At 70.3% G+C, this 24,276-nt stretch carries 12 protein-coding genes, 1 pseudogene and 1 CRISPR repeat array; of the genes and pseudogenes, 11 read left to right on the forward strand and 2 right to left on the reverse strand.

From position 1 onward, the window contains the following. The first annotated feature begins 139 nt into the window (after positions 1-139). Positions 140-412: direct repeats of the CRISPR family, unit length 29 nt; unit sequence CGGATCACCCCCACGGGCGTGGGGAGGAC. A gap of 226 nt (positions 413-638) precedes the next feature. Both AC6EXY_RS25630 and AC6EXY_RS25635 read right to left on the reverse strand, forming a co-directional pair. After that, on the reverse strand, positions 639-1,649 hold the full coding sequence (locus tag AC6EXY_RS25630; RefSeq protein WP_133150909.1) for an IS5 family transposase: 1,011 nt from the start codon (positions 1,647-1,649) through the stop codon (positions 639-641). Positions 1,650-1,801: 152 nt separating this feature from the next. Then, positions 1,802-1,978 (reverse strand): annotated as a pseudogene (locus AC6EXY_RS25635) (IS256 family transposase); the annotation flags it as partial. Between the two features lie 548 nt (positions 1,979-2,526). On the opposite strand from AC6EXY_RS25635, the gene AC6EXY_RS25640 reads away from it, so the two are divergent. The 11 genes from AC6EXY_RS25640 (at position 2,527) to AC6EXY_RS25690 (ending at position 24,262) form a co-directional block, all read left to right on the forward strand. Further along, positions 2,527-3,663 carry a winged helix DNA-binding domain-containing protein gene (locus AC6EXY_RS25640; RefSeq protein WP_101836300.1) on the forward strand — a complete coding sequence of 379 codons (1,137 nt, stop codon included), beginning with the start codon at positions 2,527-2,529 and terminating at the stop codon, positions 3,661-3,663. A 69-nt stretch (positions 3,664-3,732) separates the two neighbouring features. Beyond that, positions 3,733-6,945: an alpha/beta fold hydrolase gene (locus tag AC6EXY_RS25645; RefSeq protein WP_165818689.1), complete on the forward strand. Its 3,213-nt coding sequence runs from the start codon at positions 3,733-3,735 to the stop codon at positions 6,943-6,945. After that, a complete protein-coding gene (locus AC6EXY_RS25650) occupies positions 6,942-9,518 on the forward strand; it encodes a non-ribosomal peptide synthetase (RefSeq protein ID WP_207770599.1) in 2,577 nt (858 codons plus the stop codon). The genes AC6EXY_RS25645 and AC6EXY_RS25650 overlap by 4 nt, the downstream gene beginning before the upstream one ends. A gap of 68 nt (positions 9,519-9,586) precedes the next feature. Beyond that, on the forward strand, positions 9,587-11,065 hold the full coding sequence (locus tag AC6EXY_RS25655; protein WP_499818322.1) for an MFS transporter: 1,479 nt from the start codon (positions 9,587-9,589) through the stop codon (positions 11,063-11,065). Between the two features lie 65 nt (positions 11,066-11,130). Then, positions 11,131-14,547 (forward strand): non-ribosomal peptide synthetase, encoded by a 3,417-nt coding sequence (locus tag AC6EXY_RS25660; protein ID WP_499818321.1) that lies wholly within the window; start codon positions 11,131-11,133, stop codon positions 14,545-14,547. An 838-nt stretch (positions 14,548-15,385) separates the two neighbouring features. After that, a complete protein-coding gene (locus tag AC6EXY_RS25665) occupies positions 15,386-17,326 on the forward strand; it encodes an AfsR/SARP family transcriptional regulator (RefSeq protein ID WP_499818320.1) in 1,941 nt (646 codons plus the stop codon). Beyond that, positions 17,323-20,667 (forward strand): non-ribosomal peptide synthetase, encoded by a 3,345-nt coding sequence (locus AC6EXY_RS25670; RefSeq protein WP_101836295.1) that lies wholly within the window; start codon positions 17,323-17,325, stop codon positions 20,665-20,667. Before AC6EXY_RS25665 ends, AC6EXY_RS25670 begins: the two co-directional genes overlap by 4 nt. Continuing rightward, positions 20,664-22,082 (forward strand): serine hydroxymethyltransferase, encoded by a 1,419-nt coding sequence (gene glyA, locus AC6EXY_RS25675; protein ID WP_101836294.1) that lies wholly within the window; start codon positions 20,664-20,666, stop codon positions 22,080-22,082. The genes AC6EXY_RS25670 and glyA overlap by 4 nt, the downstream gene beginning before the upstream one ends. Continuing rightward, a complete protein-coding gene (locus AC6EXY_RS25680) occupies positions 22,079-22,735 on the forward strand; it encodes a DUF2461 domain-containing protein (protein ID WP_101836293.1) in 657 nt (218 codons plus the stop codon). The genes glyA and AC6EXY_RS25680 overlap by 4 nt, the downstream gene beginning before the upstream one ends. After that, positions 22,732-23,781 carry a threonine aldolase family protein gene (locus AC6EXY_RS25685; protein WP_243408154.1) on the forward strand — a complete coding sequence of 350 codons (1,050 nt, stop codon included), beginning with the start codon at positions 22,732-22,734 and terminating at the stop codon, positions 23,779-23,781. Before AC6EXY_RS25680 ends, AC6EXY_RS25685 begins: the two co-directional genes overlap by 4 nt. A 205-nt stretch (positions 23,782-23,986) precedes the next feature. Beyond that, positions 23,987-24,262 (forward strand): hypothetical protein, encoded by a 276-nt coding sequence (locus AC6EXY_RS25690; RefSeq protein ID WP_101836292.1) that lies wholly within the window; start codon positions 23,987-23,989, stop codon positions 24,260-24,262. The last annotated feature ends 14 nt before the right edge of the window (positions 24,263-24,276 follow it).

Raw genomic sequence — 24,276 nt, forward strand, 5'->3', positions numbered from 1 at the left:
GTTGCTCCTTCTCGAGTGCTTCACACGTTCTCGAAGGATCACGCGGTGGTCGCTCTACGTCACGGACCGCCACTCCGGCGAGTCGCTAGATCGTTGCTCTTCGTACACCACTCGGCTGGACGCCACTCCGGCCTCCGCCCGGATCACCCCCACGGGCGTGGGGAGAACCGGCATGACGACACATGCGAAGGCGCCCTGTACGGATCACCCCCACGGGCGTGGGGAGGACGGACGACGGTCGGCGCGTGGACCTGGTGGAGGCGGATCACCCCCACGGGCGTGGGGAGGACACGAAACGAAACGCAACACCAAGCCGGCTCGGCGGATCACCCCCACGGGCGTGGGGAGGACACTCATCACGCCACCGCCAACTGCGCCGACGCCGGATCACCCCCACGGGCGTGGGGAGGACTACCACTGCCAGTCGTCATAATCGGTAGCTCTCGGATCACTGAGAGTGAGGTAGGCCGCTGGCTGGTCCTTTGCTCGTGGCCGGGACGGGGCCCGCGGGGCTCCCGTCGGGCACTTTTGCCGCCCGGCGGCGTGTGAACGCCGTGCTGCCACGAGTGTCGGCTTCGCCAGCGGCCCCCTTTCGATCCGTGCATGTGGTTCTCCCACACACGGCTCTCCGACACCGTTCACCGCGAGGCATGCGCGGTCACCCGCCGGGTCCTTCCGGAGAGACGGAACACACCTAGCCGGGAAAGCCAGACGGCGTTGTGACGCCCGGACCATCCCCGACCGGACCGGCCGTGCTTGTTGCTGGCGAAGATGGCAAGCCGCAGATGGACGTAGCTGTCCAATGACGAGAACACCCGGGAGGAGTTCCCCGCGGCGAAGTACGCCGCCCACCCCCGAAGGAGTCGGTTGAGATTCTCCACCCGCTCCGCCAGCGACTTCCCGACGAAGCGACGGGCCGTGCTGTCACGTATCCCCGCCCGGACCGACCGCGTCGCCGCCGCCGACGGCCACCGCATCAGGTAGAAACGTCGAGGCCCTTTCCACGACCGCACCTTGTGATGGTGCCAGCCGAGAAAATCGAATCCCTGACGTCCTTCCCGCAGGCACACCACGTCGACGAAGACGCCGGCGAACCCGGCGTCGGCGAACACGAGCCGTAGCCGCCGGCCGGCGACGTAGCTGTCGAGCAGGAGCTGCCGTCCGCCGGCGGTGTCGTGGGTACTGGCTGGGACGACGAGGACGGCCAGCAGCAGGCCCATCGTGTCGACGGCGATGAACCGCTTGCGGCCGTTGATTTTCTTGCCGGCGTCGTAGCCGCGGGAGGAGGCGGGCACGGTGTCGGCGCCCTTCACCGACTGGGAATCGATGATCCCTGCCGACGGTTCCGGGTCGCGTCCTTCCGCCCGGCGGGCCTGCTCCCGTAGCGCGTCGTGGACACGTTCGGTGACACCCAGGTCGTGCCACAGGGCGAAGTAGTAGTACACGGTCTGCCACGGTGGATAGTCCGACGGTAGCGCCCGCCACGCGCACCCCGAGCGCACCACGTACAGGATCGCGTCGACCAGATCACGCCGATCATGCTTCTCCGGCCGGCCCACCGCCGCCGGCGGCGGGAGTAACGGCTCGATGAGAGCCCACTGCGAGTCCGACAGATCCGACGGATACCGATGACGGCCAGCAGACGACATCCACACACGATCAGCCGATCACCGCCCGCGGCAGGCCATGATCCGCCGACTGCACCCCCATCGCACACCCCTGAAAGTCACACACCGTCATCAGCAGACGTTCTCAAACACCTTCTCAGCGAGAAATAGTCAAGACTTGTGGATGTTGATCGTTAGGCTGCTTGGTTGACGGATGTGGTGGTGGGTCGTTCGACGAGCTGGCCTGCTTCGAAGACGGCGCCGGCGCGGACGAGGGCGACGAGGTGGGGTGCGTTGACCGCCCGCCAGCGGACCTGGGCGGCCTCGATGAGCTTGAACGCCATGGCCAGCCCGGCGGCACGTGATGGGCCGAGACCAGAGCGTCGCGGCGGGCGGGCGTCCGTACCTGTCGTGCCCGAGCGGGTACCAGTCGCCGTCAGGCTGACCGGGTCTCAGCCGGCCTGAAGCCCGCCCACCCTCCCGGTCAGGGAGTTCGACGGCCGCGGGACAGCCGACTCCGCCGATGCAACAGCGCCCAATAGTACTCGTAAACCCCCATGATCACAACCGGGTGCTCCATGATGCCAATCACTCACGTCACACGCGGCGAACATGAGGAAGAACGACCGGCGGTTGGTGCCGTGCTGGATCACCGACCAGATCCAGTAGGCCTCCAGGCCCATGAACAGCGCGTAGCAGAACGGGACCAAAAGTAGCCGTAGAGCCTTCGAAATCCTGCCGCATAACAACCTGGATCACCGTCGCCGAGTCCGGTACTCAGATCCCATGCTGGGAACGATCAGCCGCGCCCTGGAATCGATCCGACCCACACCGAGGTCCTCATCTCAGGAGGAATTTCTCCTCTCCCGCCACCCAGCAGACGATCCCCGGGGAAAGCCTGGGGTTAGAGTCGGTCGACATGCGGACAATAGATGCGGAGCAGGCCCGGCTGATGCGCGCCCGCACGCAGGGCATCGGCGGCGGGCTGCGCGGCGCCTCAGTGGCGGACGTGATGGACCGCGCCTTCGCCGTGCAGGCGCAGGACGCGTCGGCCGCGGCGCTCGGGCTCAGAGCTCGGGCCGCCGGCCTCACGGCCGAGGCGGTGACCAGGGCGGCCGACGTCGAGCGGAGCGTCGTACGCGGCTGGTTCATGCGCGGAACTCTGTATCTGGTGTCCGCCTCCGATCTGCGCTGGCTGACCCGGCTGCTGGGCCCTATCTTCCTGAAGCTCAGCGTCCGTCGCTACCGCGAGCTCGGCCTAGACGACGGCGCCCTCGCCCACGCCGAACACCTGATCACCTCCGCGTTGGCCACCGAGGGCCCGCTGACCCGTGCCGAGCTAGCCGAACGGCTGGCGGGGGCCGGTCTCGATCCCCGTGGCCAGGTGCCGTTCCACCTCGTGCGGCGCTGCGCTCTGCTGGGGCAGATCTGCCACGGCCCCACCAGGGATGACGGAGAGGCCACGTTCGTCCTCCTCGACGACTGGCTACCGGCGGACGACAGGCCGACCCTTGAGGCGGGGTCGGCCGCCGTCGAGCTGGCCCGCCGCTACCTGGCCGCCCACGCGCCCGCCGCCCTGGAGGACTTCACGACGTGGTCGGGGCTGCCTGCCGCGATGGCCCACAGGGCGTGGAAGGCGCTCGCTGACGCGGAGGAGACCGTGGAGTGCGAGGTGGCCGGGCAGCCCTGCGCGCTGCCCACGGAGCGCGCCGCGGAGACCCCCGAACCATCGCTGGACGTACGGCTGCTGCCGGCCTATGACAACTATCTGGTCGGCTATCGGACCCGCGCGCTTTCCGTGGCCGCGCCCCACGAACGGCGGGTCTGGCCCGGCGGCGGGCAGATCCGGCCGACGGTCACAGTGGACGGCCTGGCCTGTGCGACCTGGAGCAGGCGGAACGGGGGTCGAACGGTGCTCCTCACCCCCTTCGGTGACTTGCCGGACGACGTCCTCACCGGCATCGCCGCCGAGGAAGCGGACATCGCCCGGTTCCTCGGCACGGGGCCATACGGAGGAGACCGGGAGCATAACCACCGGCTAACCGAGCGGCTCTAGCTTCCCGGCCGACGGTGCGCCTTGTCCCTGGCGATGGCGCGCTGCCCGGACAACCGAGGAGCGACCAGGATGACCGAGCTGCAGGACCTCAGTTCACCGCGTTCTCCGCAACGTCAGGCGCTGCTCCGCGAACTCGCTCGGCGCCGCGCGACACAGGCCCGGATCCCCCGCCGGAGAGACAGCGGTCCCGTACCCGCCTCGTACGCCCAGACCCGGCTCTGGCTGGTCGGTGCGCTGGAGCAGGGAGCCTCGGCCTACCATGTGCCGCTGCCGCTCCGTTTCCGCGGCCCCCTGGACACGGGTGCGCTAGCCGACAGCCTGTCCGGCATCGTCCGGCGGCACGAGGCGCTGCGCACGACATTGCGGGAGGACGACAGCCTTGGGCTGCTGCAGGTCGTCGAGTCCGCCGAAGCAGTCATCCTCCCGGTGACCGACCTGAGCGGCCTGGTCGGGCGCGAGCAGGGCGAGGCCGTCCAGCGGCAGCTGACAGACGAGCAGACTCGACCCTTCGACCTGGCGAGCGCACCGTTGCTGCGGGCCCGGCTGCTGCGGTTGGCTCAAGACGACCACCTGCTGCTGATCACCGTTCACCACCTCGGCTTCGACGGCTGGTCGGTCCCGCTGCTTCACAGTGAGCTGGCCGGTGGTTACAACGCGCGGGTGCGCGGCGAGACGCCGCAGGTGCCCGAGCCCCCGCTGCAGTATGCGGACTATGCGGTCTGGCAGCGTCAACGGCTCAGCGGTGCGCGGCTGGACGAGCTGCTCAGCTACTGGGAGGAGCGGCTGGCCGGTGTCGTCCCGATGGAGCTGCCCACCGACCGGCCGATGTCGGACGTCACGTCAACGCGTGGCGGGACCAGGAGTGTCCGGCTCTCGTCCGCTCTGATGAGCCAGTTGGGGGAGATCGCAAGGGCCGAGAGCACATCGTTGTTCATGACCATGTCCGCCGTGCTCGGCGTGCTGTTCTCCCGGCACACGGGACAGCAGGACCTGGTGTTCGGCACCACCTCGGCCGGACGGGATCGTTCCGAGCTCCAGGGCCTCATCGGTTTCTTCAACAACACCCTGGTGCTGCGCGCCGACCTCTCCGGCGCACCGACCTTCCGCGAGCTGCTTCGCCGCACCAGAGACGCGCTGGTCGCCGACTACGCCCACAGCGAACTGCCGTTCGACCTCCTCGTGGACCGGCTCCAGCCGCCCAGGCGCGGAAACCGCACTCCCCTCTTCCGAGTGCACTTCCAGGTCGAGGAAAGCACGGGAACTCTGACCGGCTACGAGGAGCTGCCCGCGTACCACGCGCTTCGGGCCGAAGGACTGGTGCCCGAGTTCGTGACCGCCAAGTTCGACCTGAGCTTCACGGTCCGTGCCGCCGAGGACGGCTCGGTGGTCGACCTCGTCTACAGCACGGACCTCTTCGACGACAGCACCGCGGAACGGTTGTTGGAGCAGGTCCGGGCCGTCGTGGCGGCCCTGGTGGCGGAGCCCGACCTGAGCGTCGCTGCCCTGCCGCTCCCCGAACTGCCCCGCGGCGCGGCCCAGGAGTCCCGGGAGAGCCCGCGGATCCGGCAGCCTCAGCAGGCCGCCGTGCTCTCCGCCGCCGGAGCAGAGGCGATCACCCAGGTCCTGGAGGTCTGGCGCGAGGTGCTTGGCCGCGACGAGATCGGGCTGCACGTCGACTTCTTCGATCTGGGCGGCAACTCCTTCCTGGCCACCAAGGTCCGTCGCCTGCTGGGCGGACGGGTACCGATGGTGGAGCTGTTTCGGCACCGTACGATCCTGTCCCTCGCCGCGTACCTCAGCGGCCGCTCCCTGGCGGACGACACCCCGGAGCGGCTGCTCCACCAGCTGACCCCGGCCGGTCGGACGCCGGAGGTCACCTTGGTGTGCGTCCCGTACGCCGGCGGACACGCCGTCGCCTACGAGGCGCTCGCTGGCGAGCTGCCCGCTCGGTTCGCCCTGTGGGCCGTGGGCCTGCCGGGCCACGAGAGCGGCGGTCCGGACGTCCAGCTGATCCCGCTGGCCGAGGCCACCGCGCGGATCGCGGACGAGGTCCAGGAACGGATCAGCGGACCAGTGGTGGTCTACGGTCACTGCGCCGGCGCCTCGCAGGCGGTCGACCTCGCCCGGGAGCTCGAGGAGCGCGGGGTGGCGGTCAGGGCGACGTACCTGGGCGGAAGCCTGACCGACCCGGACGCGGCGGCGAACCTGACCCGGGTCACCGACAGCGAGGACGACGAGCTGTACGGTCACATCCGGGCCATCGGCGGCTTCGACGGCCCGCTGGATCCCACCGATCTCCAGCACCTGCTGCGGGCGCTGCGGCACGACATGGCGGATGCGACACGCTTCCAGATGGCCTGCCACGCCCAGCCGCCGCGCCGGCTTCGGGCGCCCCTGCACTGTGTCCTGGGTGACGCCGATCCGGCGACCCCGGACTTCGCGACGCGGTACCGGGGCTGGCAGGTGTTCGCGGACTCGGTCTCGCTCGACGTCCTGCCGGGAGCGGGCCACTACTTCATCCGCGACCGGGCCGCCGACCTCGCCGCCGTCATCGAACGGCGTCTGTTCCCGGCGAGTTCGGCGGATTCCCGCACTCCCGTGGTCTGCCTGGCACACGCCGGGGCCGGGGCGTCGTTCTTCCATTCGTGGCGGGAGCTGGCCGGCGACCGGCTGGAGCTCATCCCGGTGGAGCTGCCCGGGCACGAGAAGCGCTTCGCCGAGGATCTGTGCCAAAGCGTTGGCGAGGCGGTGGAGATCCTGCTTCCCGAGGTGCTGCGGGCCGTTGGCGACCGGTCCGAGGTGGTGCTGTTCGGCCACTGCCTCGGAGGCGTGATCGCCTACGAGCTGGCGTACCGGCTCGCGACCACCACCGAGGTCACGGTGCGGCACCTGGTGGTCAGCGGTGCCCCGGGCCCCCTGGTGCCCCGAGAGCGCAGGGCCGCCGGGTTGCCCGACGACGAGTTCCTGGCCCGGCTGGAGGAGCTGGCCGGCTACCGGCATCCGGCCCTGGAGGACCCGGAGACGGCGGAGCTGCTGCTCCCCATCCTGCGCGCCGACCAGGAGATGTACGAAAGCTACCGGCGGACGTCCGTCGAGCCGTTGGACCTGCCGGTCACCGCGCTGCGCGGAGAGCGGGACACCCTGGTCGACGGCGAGGAGATCGGACAGTGGCAGGTTACGACCACGCGGGAGCTGGAACTCGCCGAGTTCACGGGCGGGCACATGTACCACACAGAGCTCGCTGGCCAGGTGCTGGAGCTGATGGCGAGAGGCCTGTCATGACGACCGCGTCCACCGGCTCCCGGCCGCCGGGCACCGCGGGGCGGCCGGTCACGTCGGACGAGAAGGAGTCCCGCCTGGCGGACCTGCTCGCCGCCGAGTACGTTCGCCCGGACTGGGGCCTTGGCGTACCCGGCAGCCAGGGCACTGACACCCACCGTGAGGACCTCGGTATCACGGACGAGGCCACGGTGTTCGCCGCGGTCGCCTTGGTGCTGTCCCATTACGACCGCCTCGACCGGGTGATCCTGGGCGCCGGGGGGGTGGGACCAGACACCTCCCCGGTGGCGCTGGCGGCTCTGCCAGTCTCCGACCGCACGAGGGTGGTAGACCTGCTGGAGAGGGCCGCCGACCTGCTGACCAGGCCCTGGCCCTGGTACGACCAGGAGCTGGCGGCCAGGCTGTCCCAGTCGGACGGAGGCGGTGAGGTATCCGTCGCCGTCCGGTTCGGTCGGGCCGCTGGAACAGGGACGAGGACGGGACGTCCGGCAGCGGAACCTCAGGCCGTGCCACCGCCGTTCCCGCTGACCCTCACCGTGAGCCGAACGGACCTCGGTTCACTCTCATCGACGTGCTCCTTCCGGCGGGAGCTGTTCCACCCGGACATGGTCGCGCAGTTCGCCAGGCACGTCGCGGCCGTGGGGCGGCAGCTCGCGGCCGCGGCGCCCGGGGCGGAGCTGTCCTCGATCGAGCTGCTCGACCAGGAGGAGCGGAAGCGGGTCGCTGCCCTCGGCGACCCGGGGCGTACAGTCCCGGACGAGCCACGCCGGATCGACGAGCTGGTCGCGGCGCGGGCCGCGGCCTGCCCCGTGGCCGTGGCCGTGAGTCATGGGCGTGATCATCTCACCTACCGTCAGCTGGACGAAAGCGCCGACCGGCTCGCCCGCGCGCTGCGGGCCCACGGCGTCCGCTCCGGCAGCCGGGTCGGGGTCTGCATGGACCGCTCGCCCGAGCTGATCGCCACGCTGCTGGCCGTGCTGCGGGCCGGTGCGGCGTACGTTCCGATGGACCCGGGCTACCCCGCCGAGCGGCTCGGCTACACCGTTGAGGACGCGGAGGTCGTGCTCGTGGTGACCGATCTCAAGGAGTTCCCGGCCGGCCCCGCCAGGGTGATACGACCCGAGGAGCTCCGAGCGGCCACCGGGCGGCACACCGCCTCGCCGCCGGCCGAGCGCTCGGCGGACGACCCCGCGTACGTGATCTACACATCGGGATCGACGGGCCGCCCGAAGGGGGTGGTTGTCACCCACCGCAACGTCACCGCCCTGATCTCGGGCACGGATCAGGATTTCCGCTTCAGCCCCTCGGACGTCTGGGCGCTGTTCCACTCGGTGGCCTTCGACATGTCGGTGTGGGAGATCTGGGGAGCACTGACCACCGGTGGCCGGCTGGTCGTCCTGCCGCACCTCGTCTGCCGCTCCCCGAGGGAGCTCCACGCCCTGCTCACGGCCGAGCGGGTGTCCGTGCTCAACCAGACCCCCTCGGCGTTCGCGCAGCTGCTCGAGGCTGAACGCACCGAGCCCGGGCCGCTCACGCCGCGGCTGGTGACCTTCGGAGGTGAGCCGCTGGACACCCGGATGCTGCTGCCGTGGTTCGATCGACATCCGGAAGCCGAGTGCCGGATGGTGAACCTGTACGGCATCACCGAGACAACCGTGCACAGCACGTGGACGACAATCACGCGCGACGCGGCCGCAGCCGCGTCGCGGCAGGTGGGCACGGCCCTACCGGGCGAGTACCTGTCCGTGCGGGACTCCGCGGGCCGGCTGCTGCCGCCGGGGGTGGCCGGCGAGATCAATGTGGGCGGAGTGGGGGTCGCCCTAGGCTATCTAAACCGGCCCGAGCTGACCGCGGAGCGGTTCCTGCCCGATCCCGACCGCGGCGGTCGGATGTACCGCAGCGGCGACAGGGGTCGACTGCTGCCCAGCGGCGTGCTGGAGCACCTGGGCAGGCTCGACAGCCAGGTCAAGCTGCGCGGTTACCGCATCGAGCTGGACGAGATCCGCGCCGTGTTGCTGGAGGATCCGCGGGTGCTCGCGGCGGCCGTGGTGGTGAACCGGAGAGATCCGGACGATCCGGCCACAGCACGCCTGGATGCCTACGCGGTGCTCGACGGCGTTGACCCGGCCCCGGCCGGCGAATCCGGAGCGGCCATCCGGGCCCGGGCGCGGCGGGTGCTGCCCGACTACATGGTCCCGTCGACGGTGACGATCCTGCCAGCGCTGCCACTGACGCCCAACGGGAAGCTGGACGGCGGCCGACTTCCGCGTCCTGCGCCGGAACCCGACGGGCTCAAGGAGCCGGAGACAGCAGAGGGAAGCCAGCCGTGCGCCGCGTCCCCGGTGGGGACGGTGCGCAGGGCCTGGATGTCGATCGTCGGAATCCCGGCGGGCCTCGACGACAACTTCTTCGACGTCGGTGGCAACTCGATCCTGATCGGTCGCCTCGTGAGGGAACTGGAACAGATGGGCCTGCCGCGACTTTCTTTGCGTCAGGCCTATCTCAATCCAACGATCCGCCAGACAGCCGGACTTCTGGAAAAGTTGCGCGAATTCGAAGAAAAACCTCATAACTAGCGCATAACCACGGAGCCCTAGCGTCGCCTCGCAACCGGTTACCGCAACGGGCGAGGAGCTTGGGAGACATGACCGAGATCACCGAAGCCGGGCAGGAAAAGCAGGAAAGCACCACCGGGACGGCACCGCCACCGGAGCACCACCCACACCGCTGGCTGGCGCTCACCGGGCTCGCACTCGTGCAGTTCATCATCTTCCTCGACGCGACGATCGTGAACGTGGCCCTGCCTTCGATCCGGCGCGACCTGGGCTTCACCTCGGCGGGCCTGACGTGGGTCGTCAGCGGCTATCTTCTGGCCGCCGGCGGGCTGCTCCTGCTCTGCGGACGGCTGTCGGACCTCTTCGGACGGCGCCGGATCTTCGGACTCGGGGCCGGGCTGTTCGCGGTGGCCTCGCTCACCGCCGCGCTGGCCCAGTCCCCGGCGATGCTGATCGCCAGTCGCTTCGCCCAGGGCATGGCGGAGGCCCTCGCCGCGCCCGCCGCGCTGTCCATGGTGGTGCTGCTGTTCACCGACGAGAAGGAGCGGACCAAGGCACTCGGCATCTGGGGCGGCCTGGCCGGGCTCGGAGCCACCAGCGGCGTGCTGCTGTCCGGTGTGCTCACCGACCTGGCGAGCTGGCGCTGGATCTTCTATATCGCCATTCCGCCGTGCGTGGCCTCACTGATCATTACCTACCGCCTGGTGCCGGACAGCCGGGGGCCCGCGGCACGGCGCCCGAGCTGGCTGAGCGCCGTGCTGTTGACCGGAGGTCTGATCGCGGTCATCAAGGGCCTGCTGGCCGCCGCGGACACGTCCTGGGGCAGCGTTTCCGTACTTGGTCCGGTGGTCGGCGGCCTTGCTGTTCTGACGGGCTTCCTCGCGTTCCAGCGCCGGGCGGCCGCACCGCTGATTCCGCTCGGGTTCTTCACCAACCGCACGCGCCTGGCCGGTTACGCCGCCCAGATGTTCATGGCCATCGCCACCGCCGCGATGTTCTTCCTGATCGTGCTGTACATGCAGGAGACGTTGCGTTACTCGCCGCTCGAGTGCGGCCTGGCCTGGCTGCCGTTCACGGTGGCCTTCATGCCCGGCCTGGTGGCATCTACCAGGCTGCTGCTGCAGGTCGGTCACCGGGCTGTGCTGACCTCCGGTCTGATCCTGATCTCCGCCGGGATCTTCCTGTTCAGCAGGCTGGGCCCCGAGAGCAGCTTCGCCGCCGGTCTGCTGCCCGCGATGCTGCTCACCGCGTTCGGTAGCGGCGTCACCGCACCGGCCATGCAGATAGCCGCTCTGGACAGCGTCTCGCAGCAGGACGCCGGGCTTGGCTCGGGCGTGCTGGCCACGGTCCAGCAGGTCAGCCAGGCCCTCGGGCTCTCGGTGATCGTGGCCATCGGGCTGAGCCATCAGCGCTCCCTGGTCGCCGGTGGCACTCCGGCGGCCTCGGCCGTCATCCAAGGGCATGAACTCGCTCTGCGGATCGCCGCCGCGGTCCTGCTCGTCGGGGGCATCAGCATCTTCGCCCTGATGAGGAAGCCGAGTGCCACGGCCGTGAGCGCCGCGACGTAATGCAAGGCTGCCTCTCCGTTGACGACGAGTGACGACGAGACACCCCGACCCGGAGGAGCGGACAGATGCGTGAGGTTCTGGCGCGGCTGGCGACCATGACCGAGCAGGAGCGTGCGGACTTCCTCGCCAGGGCACGGCCGGCGGCTGGTCCGACGAGCGCGGCCAGGTCCGTGCCAACGAATGACACCGGTCCCTCGGTCCGAGTCCGGCAGGACGGCCGTTCCGCGGTCTCCTTCGCCCAGGAGCAGCACCTCTTCCTCGACCATCTGTGGTCCGGCAGCACCGCCTACCTGGTGCCGTTCGCCCTCCGGTTGCGGGGCCCGCTGTCCGTCGACGCGTTGAGGGAGGCGATGCGGGATGTCGTCGGCCGGCACGACGTGCTGCGCAGCCACTTCGTCTTCGAGGACGGCGTACCCGTCCAGGTGGTGGATCCTGACTGGCGACCGGTTCTGCGGGTGCGCACCGCCGGGGGTACGACGCTGCCGGAGCGGGAGCGCGCCGCCGAGGACCACGGGGCGGAGCTAGCCCACGCCAGATTCGACCTGCGGACAGGCCCGCTGCTGCGCACCGAGCTCCTGGAGCTCGAGCCGGAAAATCACGTTCTGCTGTGGATAGCCCATCACGCCGTGGCCGACGGCTGGTCGGTGGGTGTGTTGATCGAGGACCTGGGCGCGGCGTACCGGGCACGTCTCGCGGGCCAGCCCCTCGACCTCCCCCCGTTGCCTCTGCAGTTCGGCGACTTCGCGGAGTGGCAGCGGGAGCGGCTGGCCGGCCCGCGGCTCGCGGAACTCGTGAACCGCTGGCGCGACCGGCTGTCGAACGCGCCGGCCGCGGCGGTGCCGACCGACCGCGTCCGGCCCGCGGTGCAGACCTTCCGTGGCTCGACGTTGACCTTCGCCCTGCCGGCCGAGGTCACGGCCGGTCTGACCGCGCTCAGCAGCCGTTCGGCCGCGACACTCTTCTCCGTCCTGCTCTCGGCGCTGCACGTCCTGGTGGCGCGGCACAGCGGCGAGCCCGACGCAGTAACGGGCGTGGTGCTGACTGGACGGGTACTGCGCGAGACGGAGCCGCTGATCGGCCCGTTCGCCAACACTCTGCCGCTGCGTGTCGACGCTTCCGCGGACCCGGCGTTCTCCGAGCTGCTCGCACAGGTCAAGGAGGCCGTCCTGGACGGGCTCGCCGACCAGGGGCTCCCCTTCGGGCGCCTCGTGAAGGAGCTCGGGCACAGCCGGGACATCAGCCGCAACCCGCTGTATCAGGTGCTGTTCAGCATGGGCAGCCTTCCGTTGGGCACAGGTGACGTCCGCCTGGCCCCGGGGCTGAGCCTCCGGCCGGTCGGCCTGCCGAACGGGACGTCGCGGCTGGACCTGGAGTTCACCATGGAACAGACCGGGGATACGCTTTCCGGTCGGCTCGACTACAACACCGACCTCTTCGAACGGAACACCGCGCAGCGGCTCGTCGATCAGTTCCGAACCCTGCTGGCGGCCATCACGACCAATCCCGACCGCCCGGTCTCCCGGTACCCGCTGTTGGCCGAGCACGAGCAGCGGCGTGCCCTGGAACGCAGGGCGCGCGCCGATCGGCCGGCCCTGGCTACCGGCTTCCTCGACCTGTTCGCGCGGCAGGTGGGCAGAAGGCCGGATGAGATCGCGGTGCGCTGCGGCAACCACCATCTCAGTTACCGCGAGCTGGACGCCCTGTCCGACCGGATTGCGCACGCTGTCCTGGCGCGTACCAGAGGCCCCGAGCCCGTCGTCGCGGTCGGCACCGGGCGGACGCCGGACCTGCTGCCAGCGATCCTCGGCATCCTCAAGGCCGGCGGCACCTACCTCCCCCTCGAGCTGGAGCATCCGCCGGAGCGGCTGGCCTACATGCTCGACGACAGCGGAGCCGAGCTGCTGATCATCGGTACGGAATCGCTGCCCCCGCTGCCCGGACCATCCGAGCCGGCCGGTCCAGAGCGTGCGGTGCTGCGCCTCGACCAGCTGCCGGCGGCGACCGGTCCGGCGGACGTCCCGCCGGACCTGGACAGGCTGGTGTACGTGATGTACACGTCGGGATCGACCGGGCGTCCCAAGGGCGTGGCCGTCCAGCATCGTGCCCTGGCGAACTTTCTCGGTTCGATGGCCGACCTGGGGATGATGGCTCCCGGGGACGTCACCGTCGCGCTGGCCAGTCTGCCCTTCGACGGCTCGGTGATCGAGCTGTTCCTGCCACTGGCGGTCGGCGCGACGGTCGTGGTGGGCCAGCGGGCCGACGCCAAGGACGGCTCCCGGCTGCTCCGCCTGCTCGCCGAGCACCAGGTGACGGTCCTGCACGGGACGCCGTCGACCTGGCGGCTGCTGCTGGACGCGGGTGCGGGAGGTCTGGGATCGTCGGACGCGGAGCACGGCCCGGAGGCGGCACGTGGCCGCCTGGGCCCGCTGCGCAGAGCGCTCTCTGGAGGAGAGGCGCTGCCTGCCGGCCTGGCGCGCGAGTTGCGGACGCGCGTGCCCGAGGTGTGGAACCTGTACGGGCCCGCCGAGACCACCGTCTACTCGCTCGCCCAGCTCCTCACCTCCGACACGACTCCGCTGATCGGCCGGCCGATCGCCGGTACCACCGCGCACGTCCTCGACGAGTGGCTACGCCCCGTGCCGCCGGGTGTCCTCGGAGAGCTCTACCTGGGCGGGGCCGGGCTGGCCCGGGAGTATCTGAACCTGCCCGAGCTGACCGCGGAGCGGTTCATCACCCATCCGGTGACCGGCGAGCGGCTCTACCGCACCGGTGACCTCTTCCGCCACCACGACGACGGGTCCCTCACGTTCCACGGCCGACGCGACCACCAGGTCAAACTGCGCGGCCACCGGATCGAGCTGGGTGAGGTCGAGACAGCGCTGGCCCGCCACCCGGCGATTCGCGAAGCGGTCGTCATGCTCAGGGAGTTCGCCGCGAACGACCAGCGACTGCTGGCCTACGTCCGGCCCAGGGCCGAGACCACGGCTGTCCCGGAGGCCGAGCTGAAGGCGCTGGCGAGAACGTCCCTGCCCTCGTACATGGTGCCGTCCCGAGTGATCTGTCTGCCCGGCTTCCCGCTCAACAACAGCGGCAAGGTGGACCGGCGGGCGCTGGACGGCCTGCCACTGGCCGAGGCGGATCCGTCGGAGCTGTACCAAGCTCCGGAGACATCCACCCAGCAGTGGCTGGCGGACCTGTGGAGTGAGCTGCTGAGCCGCGATCGGGTCGGGGTGGACGAGGACTTCTTCGCGGCCGGGGGCCACTCCCTGCTTGCCATCAAGCTGCTCCACCGGGTCCGGGAGGACCGCGGAGTCGAGGTCGCCCTCGACTCCTTCCTCTCGGCCCCGACCATCGCGGGCCTGGCGGGCCAGGTCGACGAGGTGCTGAGCCCGGACGTGATGGCCGCGCTGGAGCGCCAGGTCGACACGATGACCGACGAGGAAGTCGCCGCGCTGCTCTCGCAGGGGGAGATCGACGGTTGACGGCGACAGCCGATGGGACCCCTGGGGTCGGCGAGTCAGCCTGAGCACGGTCGGGGTTGTTCCCGGGCCGTTACCTCAGGCCGCTTTCCTCCGTGCGACTCCCAGCGCGACAGGTCTCCACGGAACCTGCCCGCCAGACTGTCTTCCTTGCAGGTCAACGGCCAGAGCCCGAGCGATCCCCTCGCGCAGCACCCCGACGTCGTCGCGTTCACCGTTCCGAATGCGCAACATCATCAGCATATTCCGTGCATGCAGGATCACTCCGACCGAGGCGGCGGAAGTGTCGTGGATCCGACATCCGAATTCGAAGTTTTCAAAAGCAGCAGCTCAACGTTGCCGACCACGAACCCGAGACGCGAAAGATCGTCCTATCTTCACAAACTTTGTAAGAGTTGCAGACACATGCACGGTGGCGAGGTAGGTTGAGTTCTATCGTCGAACATGGCGACGAAAAGACCGTGACCCACGTCATGCAACCCCCACGGTCAGCAAGAATACAACGACGCCCGCCGCTGAGTCACCCCGAGTTCTGTGGATACTACGAGGGTTGACTCCCGCTGAAGGTTCGGAGGGGTTTCATTGCATCGGAGACTCCGGCAATGAGATGCGCCTGCTGGAATTTCTGGCCCAGCCGGAGCCGGACCGGCACCCGGTGGAGGTTACGGGGCGAGGCCGTCATCGGGACTCGGCATCGGCGATGCCGAGTCCCGAGCAAGACCAGGAGCGCCCCCTGGATTCCGTTCCCAGCGATTTCACCGCCCGCGGGAGAGACGAAATCAGTTCATTAACGGTAAATACAGCGGAGCGCTGATCCTGTTCGATTCCATCCGGAGGAACCGTGGACGGGGTACTTATGGAATTCCGCGTACTCGGACCGGTCGAGGCCTGCCGCTCCGGCCGGCGGATCGACCTCGCCGGGGCAAAACTGCGCACGGTGCTCGCAGCCCTGCTGCTCGCCCGGGGCCATGTGGTGTCCGATCAGCGACTCACCAGTCTGCTCTGGGGCTGGGGCCCGCCTGTCACCATGTACGCGCAGCTGTACACGTACATCTCGCGGCTGCGGAAGCTCCTGGGTAAGGACGTCAGCATCGACCGGCGTTTCCCCGGATACGTCCTCGATATCGGTGAATCCAGGCTGGACCTCATCGAGTTCGAGCGGCTGGAACGGAGCGGCCGGGAGGCGTTACTGCGCGGAGACAGCGAGAAGGCGAGCACACTTCTCGGCGGCGCCCTGGCCGAGTGGAGTGGCCCGGCCTTCTCCAACGTCACGGAGTTCCTCGCGGAGATCGAAGGCCCGCCGCTCGCCGAGTCCCGGGCGGTGGCCCTGGAGAATCGCATCACGGCAGACCTCGAGCTCGGTCGACATCACCAGCTCACCCCCGAGCTCGCCGGGCTTCTGACGGAATTCCCGCTGCGTGAGCGTCTGCGGGCGCAGGCGATGACCGCTCTGTACCGCTCCGGTCGGCAGGCCGATGCCCTGGGCCTTTTCCATGAGGGGCGGCGGACGCTGGCCGAGGAGTTGGGAGTGGAGCCCGGGGAGGAACTGATGGCCGCCTATCAGGCGGTACTGCATGGCAGCCGCGCCTCGCGCACCAACAGCTGGTCTGTTGATTCACCGGTCGCGCCCGGGGACGCCGTGCCGGCGATGCTGCCCCCCGACAGCATCGACTTCGCCGGCAGACAGAGCGAGCTGACATCCCTGTGCCGCTTGCTGGAACCACGGCGGGACGCGGGAGCGCCATCGTCCCGCCGCGTCCTGGTCACCGGGATGGCAGGCATGGGCAAGACGGCGCTCGCCGTGCGCGCCGCCCATTCCAGCCTCCAGCACTTCCCCGACGGCCAGCTCCATGCCGACCTCCGGCACCCGGACGGCACCCCCAAGGACCCCCGCGAAATCCTGGTCCGTCTGCTGCGCGCGCTCGGCGCCCCAGTATCCGGCTACGCCGCCGACGACCTCGACGCCCTGGTCCATCTCTACCGGGCACGGATATCCAACAAGCAGCTGCTGATCCTGCTGGACGACGCGGCGAGTGACACCCAGCTCGTCCCGCTGCTACCCAACACGCCGGAGCCGGCCGTGCTGATCACCAGCCATACGGTGCTGCCCACCGTGACCGGCTCCCGCACCATCGCGCTCAGGCCGCTGGACGGCGTCGCCTCGCTGCAGCTGCTGGCCGCGGCCGCGGGGCCAGAGCGGATCGCCGCCGTACCGGAGGCGGCGGCAGCCCTCGTCTCCTACTGCGCCGGGCTGCCGCTGGCGCTGCGGATCGCCGGTGCCCGCACGGCCGCACGGCCGCACAGTGACCCGGCAGTGCTCGCCGGGCGGCTCGCCGACCCGGCCACCCGTCTACGGGAACTGCGGTTCGGCGAACTGGACGTCAGCAAGGCCCTGATGCCCTCCTGGCATGGACTCGACGGCCCGGCCCGGGCCGCCTTCCCGCGGCTGGCCCCGCTCGGCCAGTCCCCCTTCCCCGCGGCCCGGGCCGCCGCCCAGCTGGCCGAACCGGAGACGTACGCCGAGCTACTGCTGGAGGCCCTGGTCGACGCGGCCCTGCTGGAGGTCAGCGAGGCCGACGAGCAGGGCCGCCCGCACTATGTCTTCCACCCCCTGACGCTGCTCTTCGCCCGGTCGCTGTGTGGTCGGGGCGAGCAGCCGGGACCCGGGCATAACTGGTGGCTAACCCCCGATCACCAGGCTCTGCCTGTGGTGGCCGTCGGCCTAGGGGTCCCATGCCCTCCCGGCGTCCCGTCCCGTCACAGCGAGCGGAGTAGTGCATGACCGACCTTGAGCGGACCCGCACCAGCGACAGCGCGGCAGCGGCTCCGGGCGTCGCCGCGCCCCCCACGCCCTTCCCCATGACCGAAACCCAGCAGGCGCTGATGATCGGGCGTGGTGATGCCGTCGAGCTGGGCGGTATCGGCTGCTACGGCTATTTCGAGTGGGAGCGCGCGGGCCTCGACCCGGCTCGGCTGGCCACCGCGTGGCGACGTGTCGTCGAGCGTCACGACATGTTGCGCGCCGTCGGCCGTCCCGACGGCACCCAGGTGGTGTTGCGGGAGCTGCCACCGTACGGGATTCCCGTGCGCGATCTGCGCGCCGCCTCTCACGGTCAGGTCGAAGGGGAACTCGCCGCCCTCCGTGAGGAGATGAGCCACGTGGTTTTTCCCGTGGGCGGCTGGCCGCTGTTCGACCTGCGGATCGTCAGGCTGCCCGGGGACGTCTGCCGGGTGCACCTGGGCATCGACCTTCAGGTGCTGGACGCCTCCAGCGCGTTCCAGGTGCTCTTCCCCGATCTGATCGACCTCTACGACGACCCGGACGCACACCCACCCAGGCCAGGGATCACCTTCGCGGACTACGCGCGCTGGCGTGCGCTGGCCCTGCCCGAGACCGAGGAGTTCCGCACGGCTCGGGACTACTGGCTCGGGCGGGTGCCCGACCTGCCCGCCGCCCCCGACCTGCCGTCCGGCGGCCCGCGGACCGGCGACGTGCGCTTCGACCGCCGGGAACACAGACTGCCCGCCGAGCGCTGGCAGCGGCTGGCCGGGGGCGCGCGGCAGGCCGGCCTCACCCCGTCGGTGCTGCTGACCGCGGCGTTCGCCGAGGTGGTGCGGTGCTGGTCCGGGGCCCCCGATTTCACCCTCAACTATCCGGTCTTCCACCGGCCCGACATGCACCCCGGGATCGGCTCGGTCCTCGGCGACTTCACCAACGCCGTGCTCTTGGCGGTGGACGGCGCCGGGGAGACCTTCCTGGACCGAGCTCTCGCTCTGCGTGACCAGCTCGACCGGGATCTCGAGCACACCGCGTTCAACGGGGTCCGGGTAATGCGCGAGCTGACCCGCCGGCACGGCGCGGGAGCTCAGGCCGGGATGCCGATCGTCGTCACCAGCCTGCTCGATTACCCTGTCCGACGCCCCGTCTCCGACCTGGGGCGGGAGGTCTACTCGATTTCCCAGACCCCGCAGGTCTCCCTGGACGTCCAGCTGCGCGAGCTGGACGGTGAGCTCCGGGTCATCTGGGACTTCGTGGACGGCGCCTTCGCTCCTGGGTTCATCGACGATGCCTTCAACGCCTACGTGCGGCTGCTGCACCTGCTCGCGGACGACCCGGACCGCTGGCACGACACGCGCTTCGAACTGATCCCGCTGGCGCAGCGGGAACTGCGCCGCGTGGTGAACGACACCGCGGGGCCGGTCCGGCCCGCCACCCTCCACGAGCTCTTCGCCGCCCAGGCGACAGCCACGCCCGACGCTGAGGCCGTCGTTGACGCCCGGCGCCGTCTCACCTACGCCGAGCTCTCCACCTACGCCAACCGGATCGGACGCCGGCTACGCCAGCGCGGGGCCGCCCCCGGTGACCTCGTCGCGGTCGTCATGGAGAAGGGCTGGGAGCAGTACGCGGCGGTGTACGGCATCCTCACCTCCGGTGCCGCCTACCTGCCGCTGGATCCGTCCGTACCAGCAGAGCGGCTGCGGCGGCTGCTCGCTGAGGGCGAGGTCGACACGGTTCTCACCCAGGCGCGTCTGGACGCTCGGCTGAGCTGGCCGCCGCAGGTGAGACGCTTCCGGGTCGACGTGGATTTCGAGATCGGGGACGCGACACCGCTGCCCACCGCCCAGACTCCGTCGGATCTCGCGTACACCATTTTCACCTCGGGTAGCACCGGTGAGCCCAAGGGCGTGATGGTCGACCACCTCGGGGTGGTCAACCTCGTCGACGATGTCGCCGACCGCTTCGACGTCACCGCCGAGGATCGACTGCTCGCCGTCTCCGGGCTGCACTTCGACGCCTCGATCTACGACGTGTTCGGAGTGCTCCTCCACGGCGGCACGGTGGTGCTGCCGCCGCCCTTCGAGCACGCGGAGCCGGATGTCTGGGCCGAGTTGGTGGCCGCCGAGTCGGTGACCTTGTGGAACTCGGTACCCGTGCTGATGGAGCTGCTCGTCGGTACGGCAGAGGTGCGGGAGCGCCTCGGCGCCGGCAGACCGCTGGAGTCGCTGCGGCTCGCCGTGCTCTCCGGCGACTGGATTCCGCTGACCCTGCCCGACCGGCTGCGGGCGCAGAGCCCGGGAATCCAGGTCGTGGGGTCCGGTGGGCCGACCGAGACGATCTGCTGGTCGCTGTTCTACCCGATCGGCAAGGTCGACCCGTCCTGGACCAGCATCCCCTACGGCAAGCCGATCACCAACCAGCGCTACTACATCGTCGACGACGCCCGCCGTGAGCGACCCGTGGGGGTCGTCGGGGAGATGGCGGTGGCCAGCGAGGTGGGCCTGGCAATCGGTTACTGGAAGGACGTCGAGCGCACCACGGCGCGCTTCGTCACCCTGCCGGAAAGCGGGGAACGCGCCTACCTCACCGGCGACCTGGGCCGGTACCTGCCCGACGGCAACATCGAGATACTGGGTCGGAACGACTTCCAGGTGAAGATCCAGGGACACCGAATCGAGCTGGGCGAGATCGAGGCCGCGCTGCGCCAGGACGCCGCGGTCCGGGCGGCCGTGGTGGTGGCGCCGACGAGCGCGCACGGCGTGCGGCGGCTGCACGGCTTCGTGGTGCCATCGGATGGTGCGCTCGACGGCGCCACGGTGCCCCCTTCGGCACTGGCCGACACGGTACGCGGACGGCTGGCCGAGCGGCTCCCCTCACACCTCGTCCCCTCAGCGCTGACCGTGCTGGACGAGCTGCCACTCACCCGGAACGGCAAGGTGGACCGGCTGACGCTCGCCACCGCGGCAGGGCAGCAGAGCACCGCCCAGGACGAGGTCCGGGAGCGGGCTCAACACCCAGAGAACCCGCTGGAGCGGCTGCTGTGCGCGGCCGTCGCCGAGATCCTCGGCCTCGACCGGGCCGCTCTCGATGACAACTTCTTCCGGCTGGGCGGAGATTCGCTCAGCGGTACCCGGCTGGCAGCCCTGCTCACCGAACTGCTCGCGGTGCCGGTACCGGTCAGGACCGTCTTCAACACCCCTCTGCTGTCCGAGCTGGCCGCCACAATCGCCGCGGACGAGCGGCACGGCTACGCCGCCCAGCTTGCCGCCGAGGCGCTGAGCCTGTTGGAAGGGGACCAGCCCGAGGTCGCCGCCACCGCCGCCTCCGAGAAGGGACAGGCATGAGTCTCGCCCTCCCCGCGCCCGCGCCCACGGCGCGGCCGCCGGACACCCCCGACGGGCTCGACCTAATCGGCTTCGCCCGTCACGCTGCGGCCAGGCTCCGGGAGGCCGACGCCCCGCTGTACAAACTGCTGGCCCGGGAGGCCGCCCGGCAGAACGAGACACTGATGATGGTCGCGGCCTCCAGCGTCGCCGATCCCTCCGTGCTGGCCTGCAGTGGCACCTCGCTCAGCAACCTCACCGCGGAAGGCTACCCGGGTGCCCGCTACCACGCGGGCTGCGAGGTGGCCGACGAGGTCGAACGGCTCGCCGCCGACCGCGCCTGCAGTGTCTTCGGTGCCCGGGAGGCGATCGTCCAGCCGCATTCCGGCTCCTCGGCCAACCTGGCGGTGATCACCGCTCTGCTGAATCCGGGCGACACACTGCTGGGCCTCGACCTCGACTGCGGCGGCCACCTCACACACGGCTCCCCCGCATCGCTGACCGGCCGCTACTACAACGCCAAGGGCTACCGCGTCACCCCAGACGGCTTCCTGGACTACGGGCAGATCCGGGAGCTGGCTTTGGCACACCGCCCGAAGCTGCTGGTGTGCGGAGCGAGCGCCTACCCGCGGACCGTCGACTTCGCCCGCTTCCGGGAGATCGCCGACGAGGCGAACGCGTTCCTCCTCGCCGACATCTCCCATATCGCGGGCCTGGTGGCGACCGGGCTGCACCCGAGCCCCATCGACCACGCGCACGTGACCACCACCAGCACGTACAAGCAGCTCTATGGTCCGCGCGGCGGCCTCATTCTGCTGGGACGCGACGCGCACCGGCCCGGGCCGGGCCGAGGATCGCTCGCGGCAACGCTGCGCCGCGCCGTCTTCCCCTTCACCCAGGGCACTCCTGACCTGGCGTCGATCGCCGCCAAGGCGCGGGCGCTGGACTTCGTCGCCGGGCCCGGCTTCGCGGAGCTCGCCCAGCGACTGGCGGCCGGCGCCCAGGCCATCGCCGAGCGGCTGGCCGCCCGCGGTCTGCGCGTGGTCACCGGCGGCACCGACACCCACATGGTGCTGCTCGATCTGCGCGGCACCGGGCTGACCGGAGACATCGCCGAGCAGGCCCTGGAGTCGTGTGGAATCGTGGTCAACCGCAACCGCGTCCCGGGAGACACCACTCCCGCCCGGGTCACCGGCGGGCTGCGCATCGGCAGCAACACCCTGGCCGCACGCGGCATGGACCGGGACGAGGCCGCCGCGTGCGCCGACCTCGTCGCCGATGTGCTAGAAGCCGTTCGCCCGGACGAACAGAGCGGCCATGTCCTCGCCCCCGCTGTTCAGGCCCGGGTCCGCGCCGCGGTCGCTGAGCTCTGCGCCCGCTATCCTCTGCCCGCCTATGCACCCCGGCACCGGAGCGGGGAGGGATCCGCGCCATGAATTTCACCGGCTTCCCCCCGGCGGCGCTCCACCTGTACGCCGCCCTGAAGGCCGACAACTCCAGGGAATCCTGGCAGCAGCGCTACCGCCGGGTCTACGAGCGGCAGGTGCTCGCGCCGATGACCGCCCTGGCCCGGGAGTTGTCCGACGAGTTCGGCGATATCCGCGTGCTGGGTCCCGTGCGGGACACTCGGCTGTCGCACGACAAGTCCCCGTACAAGACCTATCAGGGAGCCTATCTTGACCTTGAGCCGTTCCTGGGCTTCTGGCTGCACCTGGACGCGGAGGGCCTGTACGCCTCGGGCCGCTACTACCCGCGCGCCGCGGAGCACATCGCCCGCTACCGGACCGCGGTGGCCGAGGACGGCAGTGGCGCGGAGCTGGCCTCGATCGTCGAGCGGCTGCGGGAGAGCGGCTTCGCGATCGGCGGGGACCAGCTCAGGACGCATCCCCGCGGCTTCAGCCAGGACCATCCACGGCTGGAGTTGCTGCGCCACCGCACGCTCGACGTCGGGCGGCGTTACGGCCCGGGGCCCGAGCTGCACTCGGGACGGGCAGCGCACCAGGTGCGGGAGACCTGGCGGCTGGTGCGCCCGCTGCTGTCCTGGGTGGCCGACCAGGCGCCAGCCCGCACGGCGGAGCCGTCCCGGTGACCGACGCACCGGTGACCGGCGCACCTGTCGATCTGCGGAGCGACACGGTGGCCCTGCCGTCACCAGGGATGCGGGCCGCGATGGCCGAGGCCGAGCTCGGCGATGACATGTTCGGGGAGGACCCGACCGTCCGGGCGCTGGAGGAGCGGCTCTGCGGGCTCTTCGGTTTCTCCGGCGCGCTGTTTGCACCGTCGGGGGTGATGGCCAACCAGATCGGGCTGCGGCTGCTGGTCGGCCCCGGCGAGGAGCTGGTCTGCGACGCGGAAGCGCACATCCTCGCTCATGAGGACGGGGCGCCCGCCCTGCACGGCGGAATACAGACCCGCACCCTGACGTCCGAGTCCGGGCTGATCGACCCGCGGGCGCTCGCGGCCTTCGTACGCCGCGGCAACTCGTACACGGTCGGCACCCGGGCGGTCGCGGTGGAGCAGACGCACACCCGCTCGGGCGGCAACGTCCATCCGCTGGAGACACTGCGCGGCATACGTGCGGTGGCCGATGCCGCCGGGATCGCGGTACATCTGGATGGGGCTCGGATCTGGAACGCGCACGCCGCCACCGGGGTTCCCCTCGCCGAGTTCGGGGCTCCGGTCGCCGACACCCTCTCCGTGTGCCTGTCCAAGGGGCTGGGCGCGCCTGTGGGGTCGGTGCTGTTGTGCGACGGCGAACTCCTCGGGCAGGCTCGGAAGATCAGGCACCGGCTGGGCGGCGGCATGCGCCAGGCCGGGGTACTCGCGGCGGCCGGCCTGTACGCGCTGGAGCACAACCTGGCGCGCATCGGCGACGACCACAGCAACGCGGCCCTGCTCGCCGACGGACTCCGGGAGGCGGGCTGCGCCGTGAGCGCTCCGGAGACGAACATCGTGCTGGCCCGCACGCCCGCTGCCGAGGCAGTCGTGGAACAGGCGTCCCGGCACGGCGTGCGGGTCACCTCCCCGGCTCCGGGGCTGCTGCGGCTGGTCACCCACCTCGATGTGGACAAGGCGGGCTGTGAACAGGCCGTGCGGGTGCTGGCGAAGGCGATCCACGGGCAGTCCGCCGGCTGACGAGCTGGCAACTGCTGGAGGGCTCCCGTATCGGGCGGAAGCCCTCCAGCTCGTGTTTCGCACCTATGCGACGGCTGCGGCGCAGGCCAGGGAGTAGTCCCGTAATAGATCGGGGTCGACGTGACCTGGGCGAACCGCGGTAAATCTGGCTGCGATCAAGGTCCTGCGCAGCTTGACGATCATGTCTTCGAAGGATGGTTCGGTCTTGCTGTCGGACCACCTCAGTGAGCCGGCGGGCGAGTACGTCCTCGGGTTGGTGGCCGTGCAGGTGTACCAGACGATGACCAAGGTCTGCACCAGCATGCCGAACGGCACGGTCCGCTCGATGGCTTTGGGCACCCGGTTGCGGGCCTGCCCGACACTGGTCTGCTGCTCGCTGGTGGCGTTGACAGGCTCGCTCGATCGGCCATCGCACCGCGTAGCGCCCTACTACCCAGCGGCGGTGGCGGTCGTATCGACGGTGAACAGCGCCGGATCATAGTGCCTGGTCGGGTC

The sequence above is a fragment of the Frankia sp. RB5 genome (assembly GCF_059816245.1).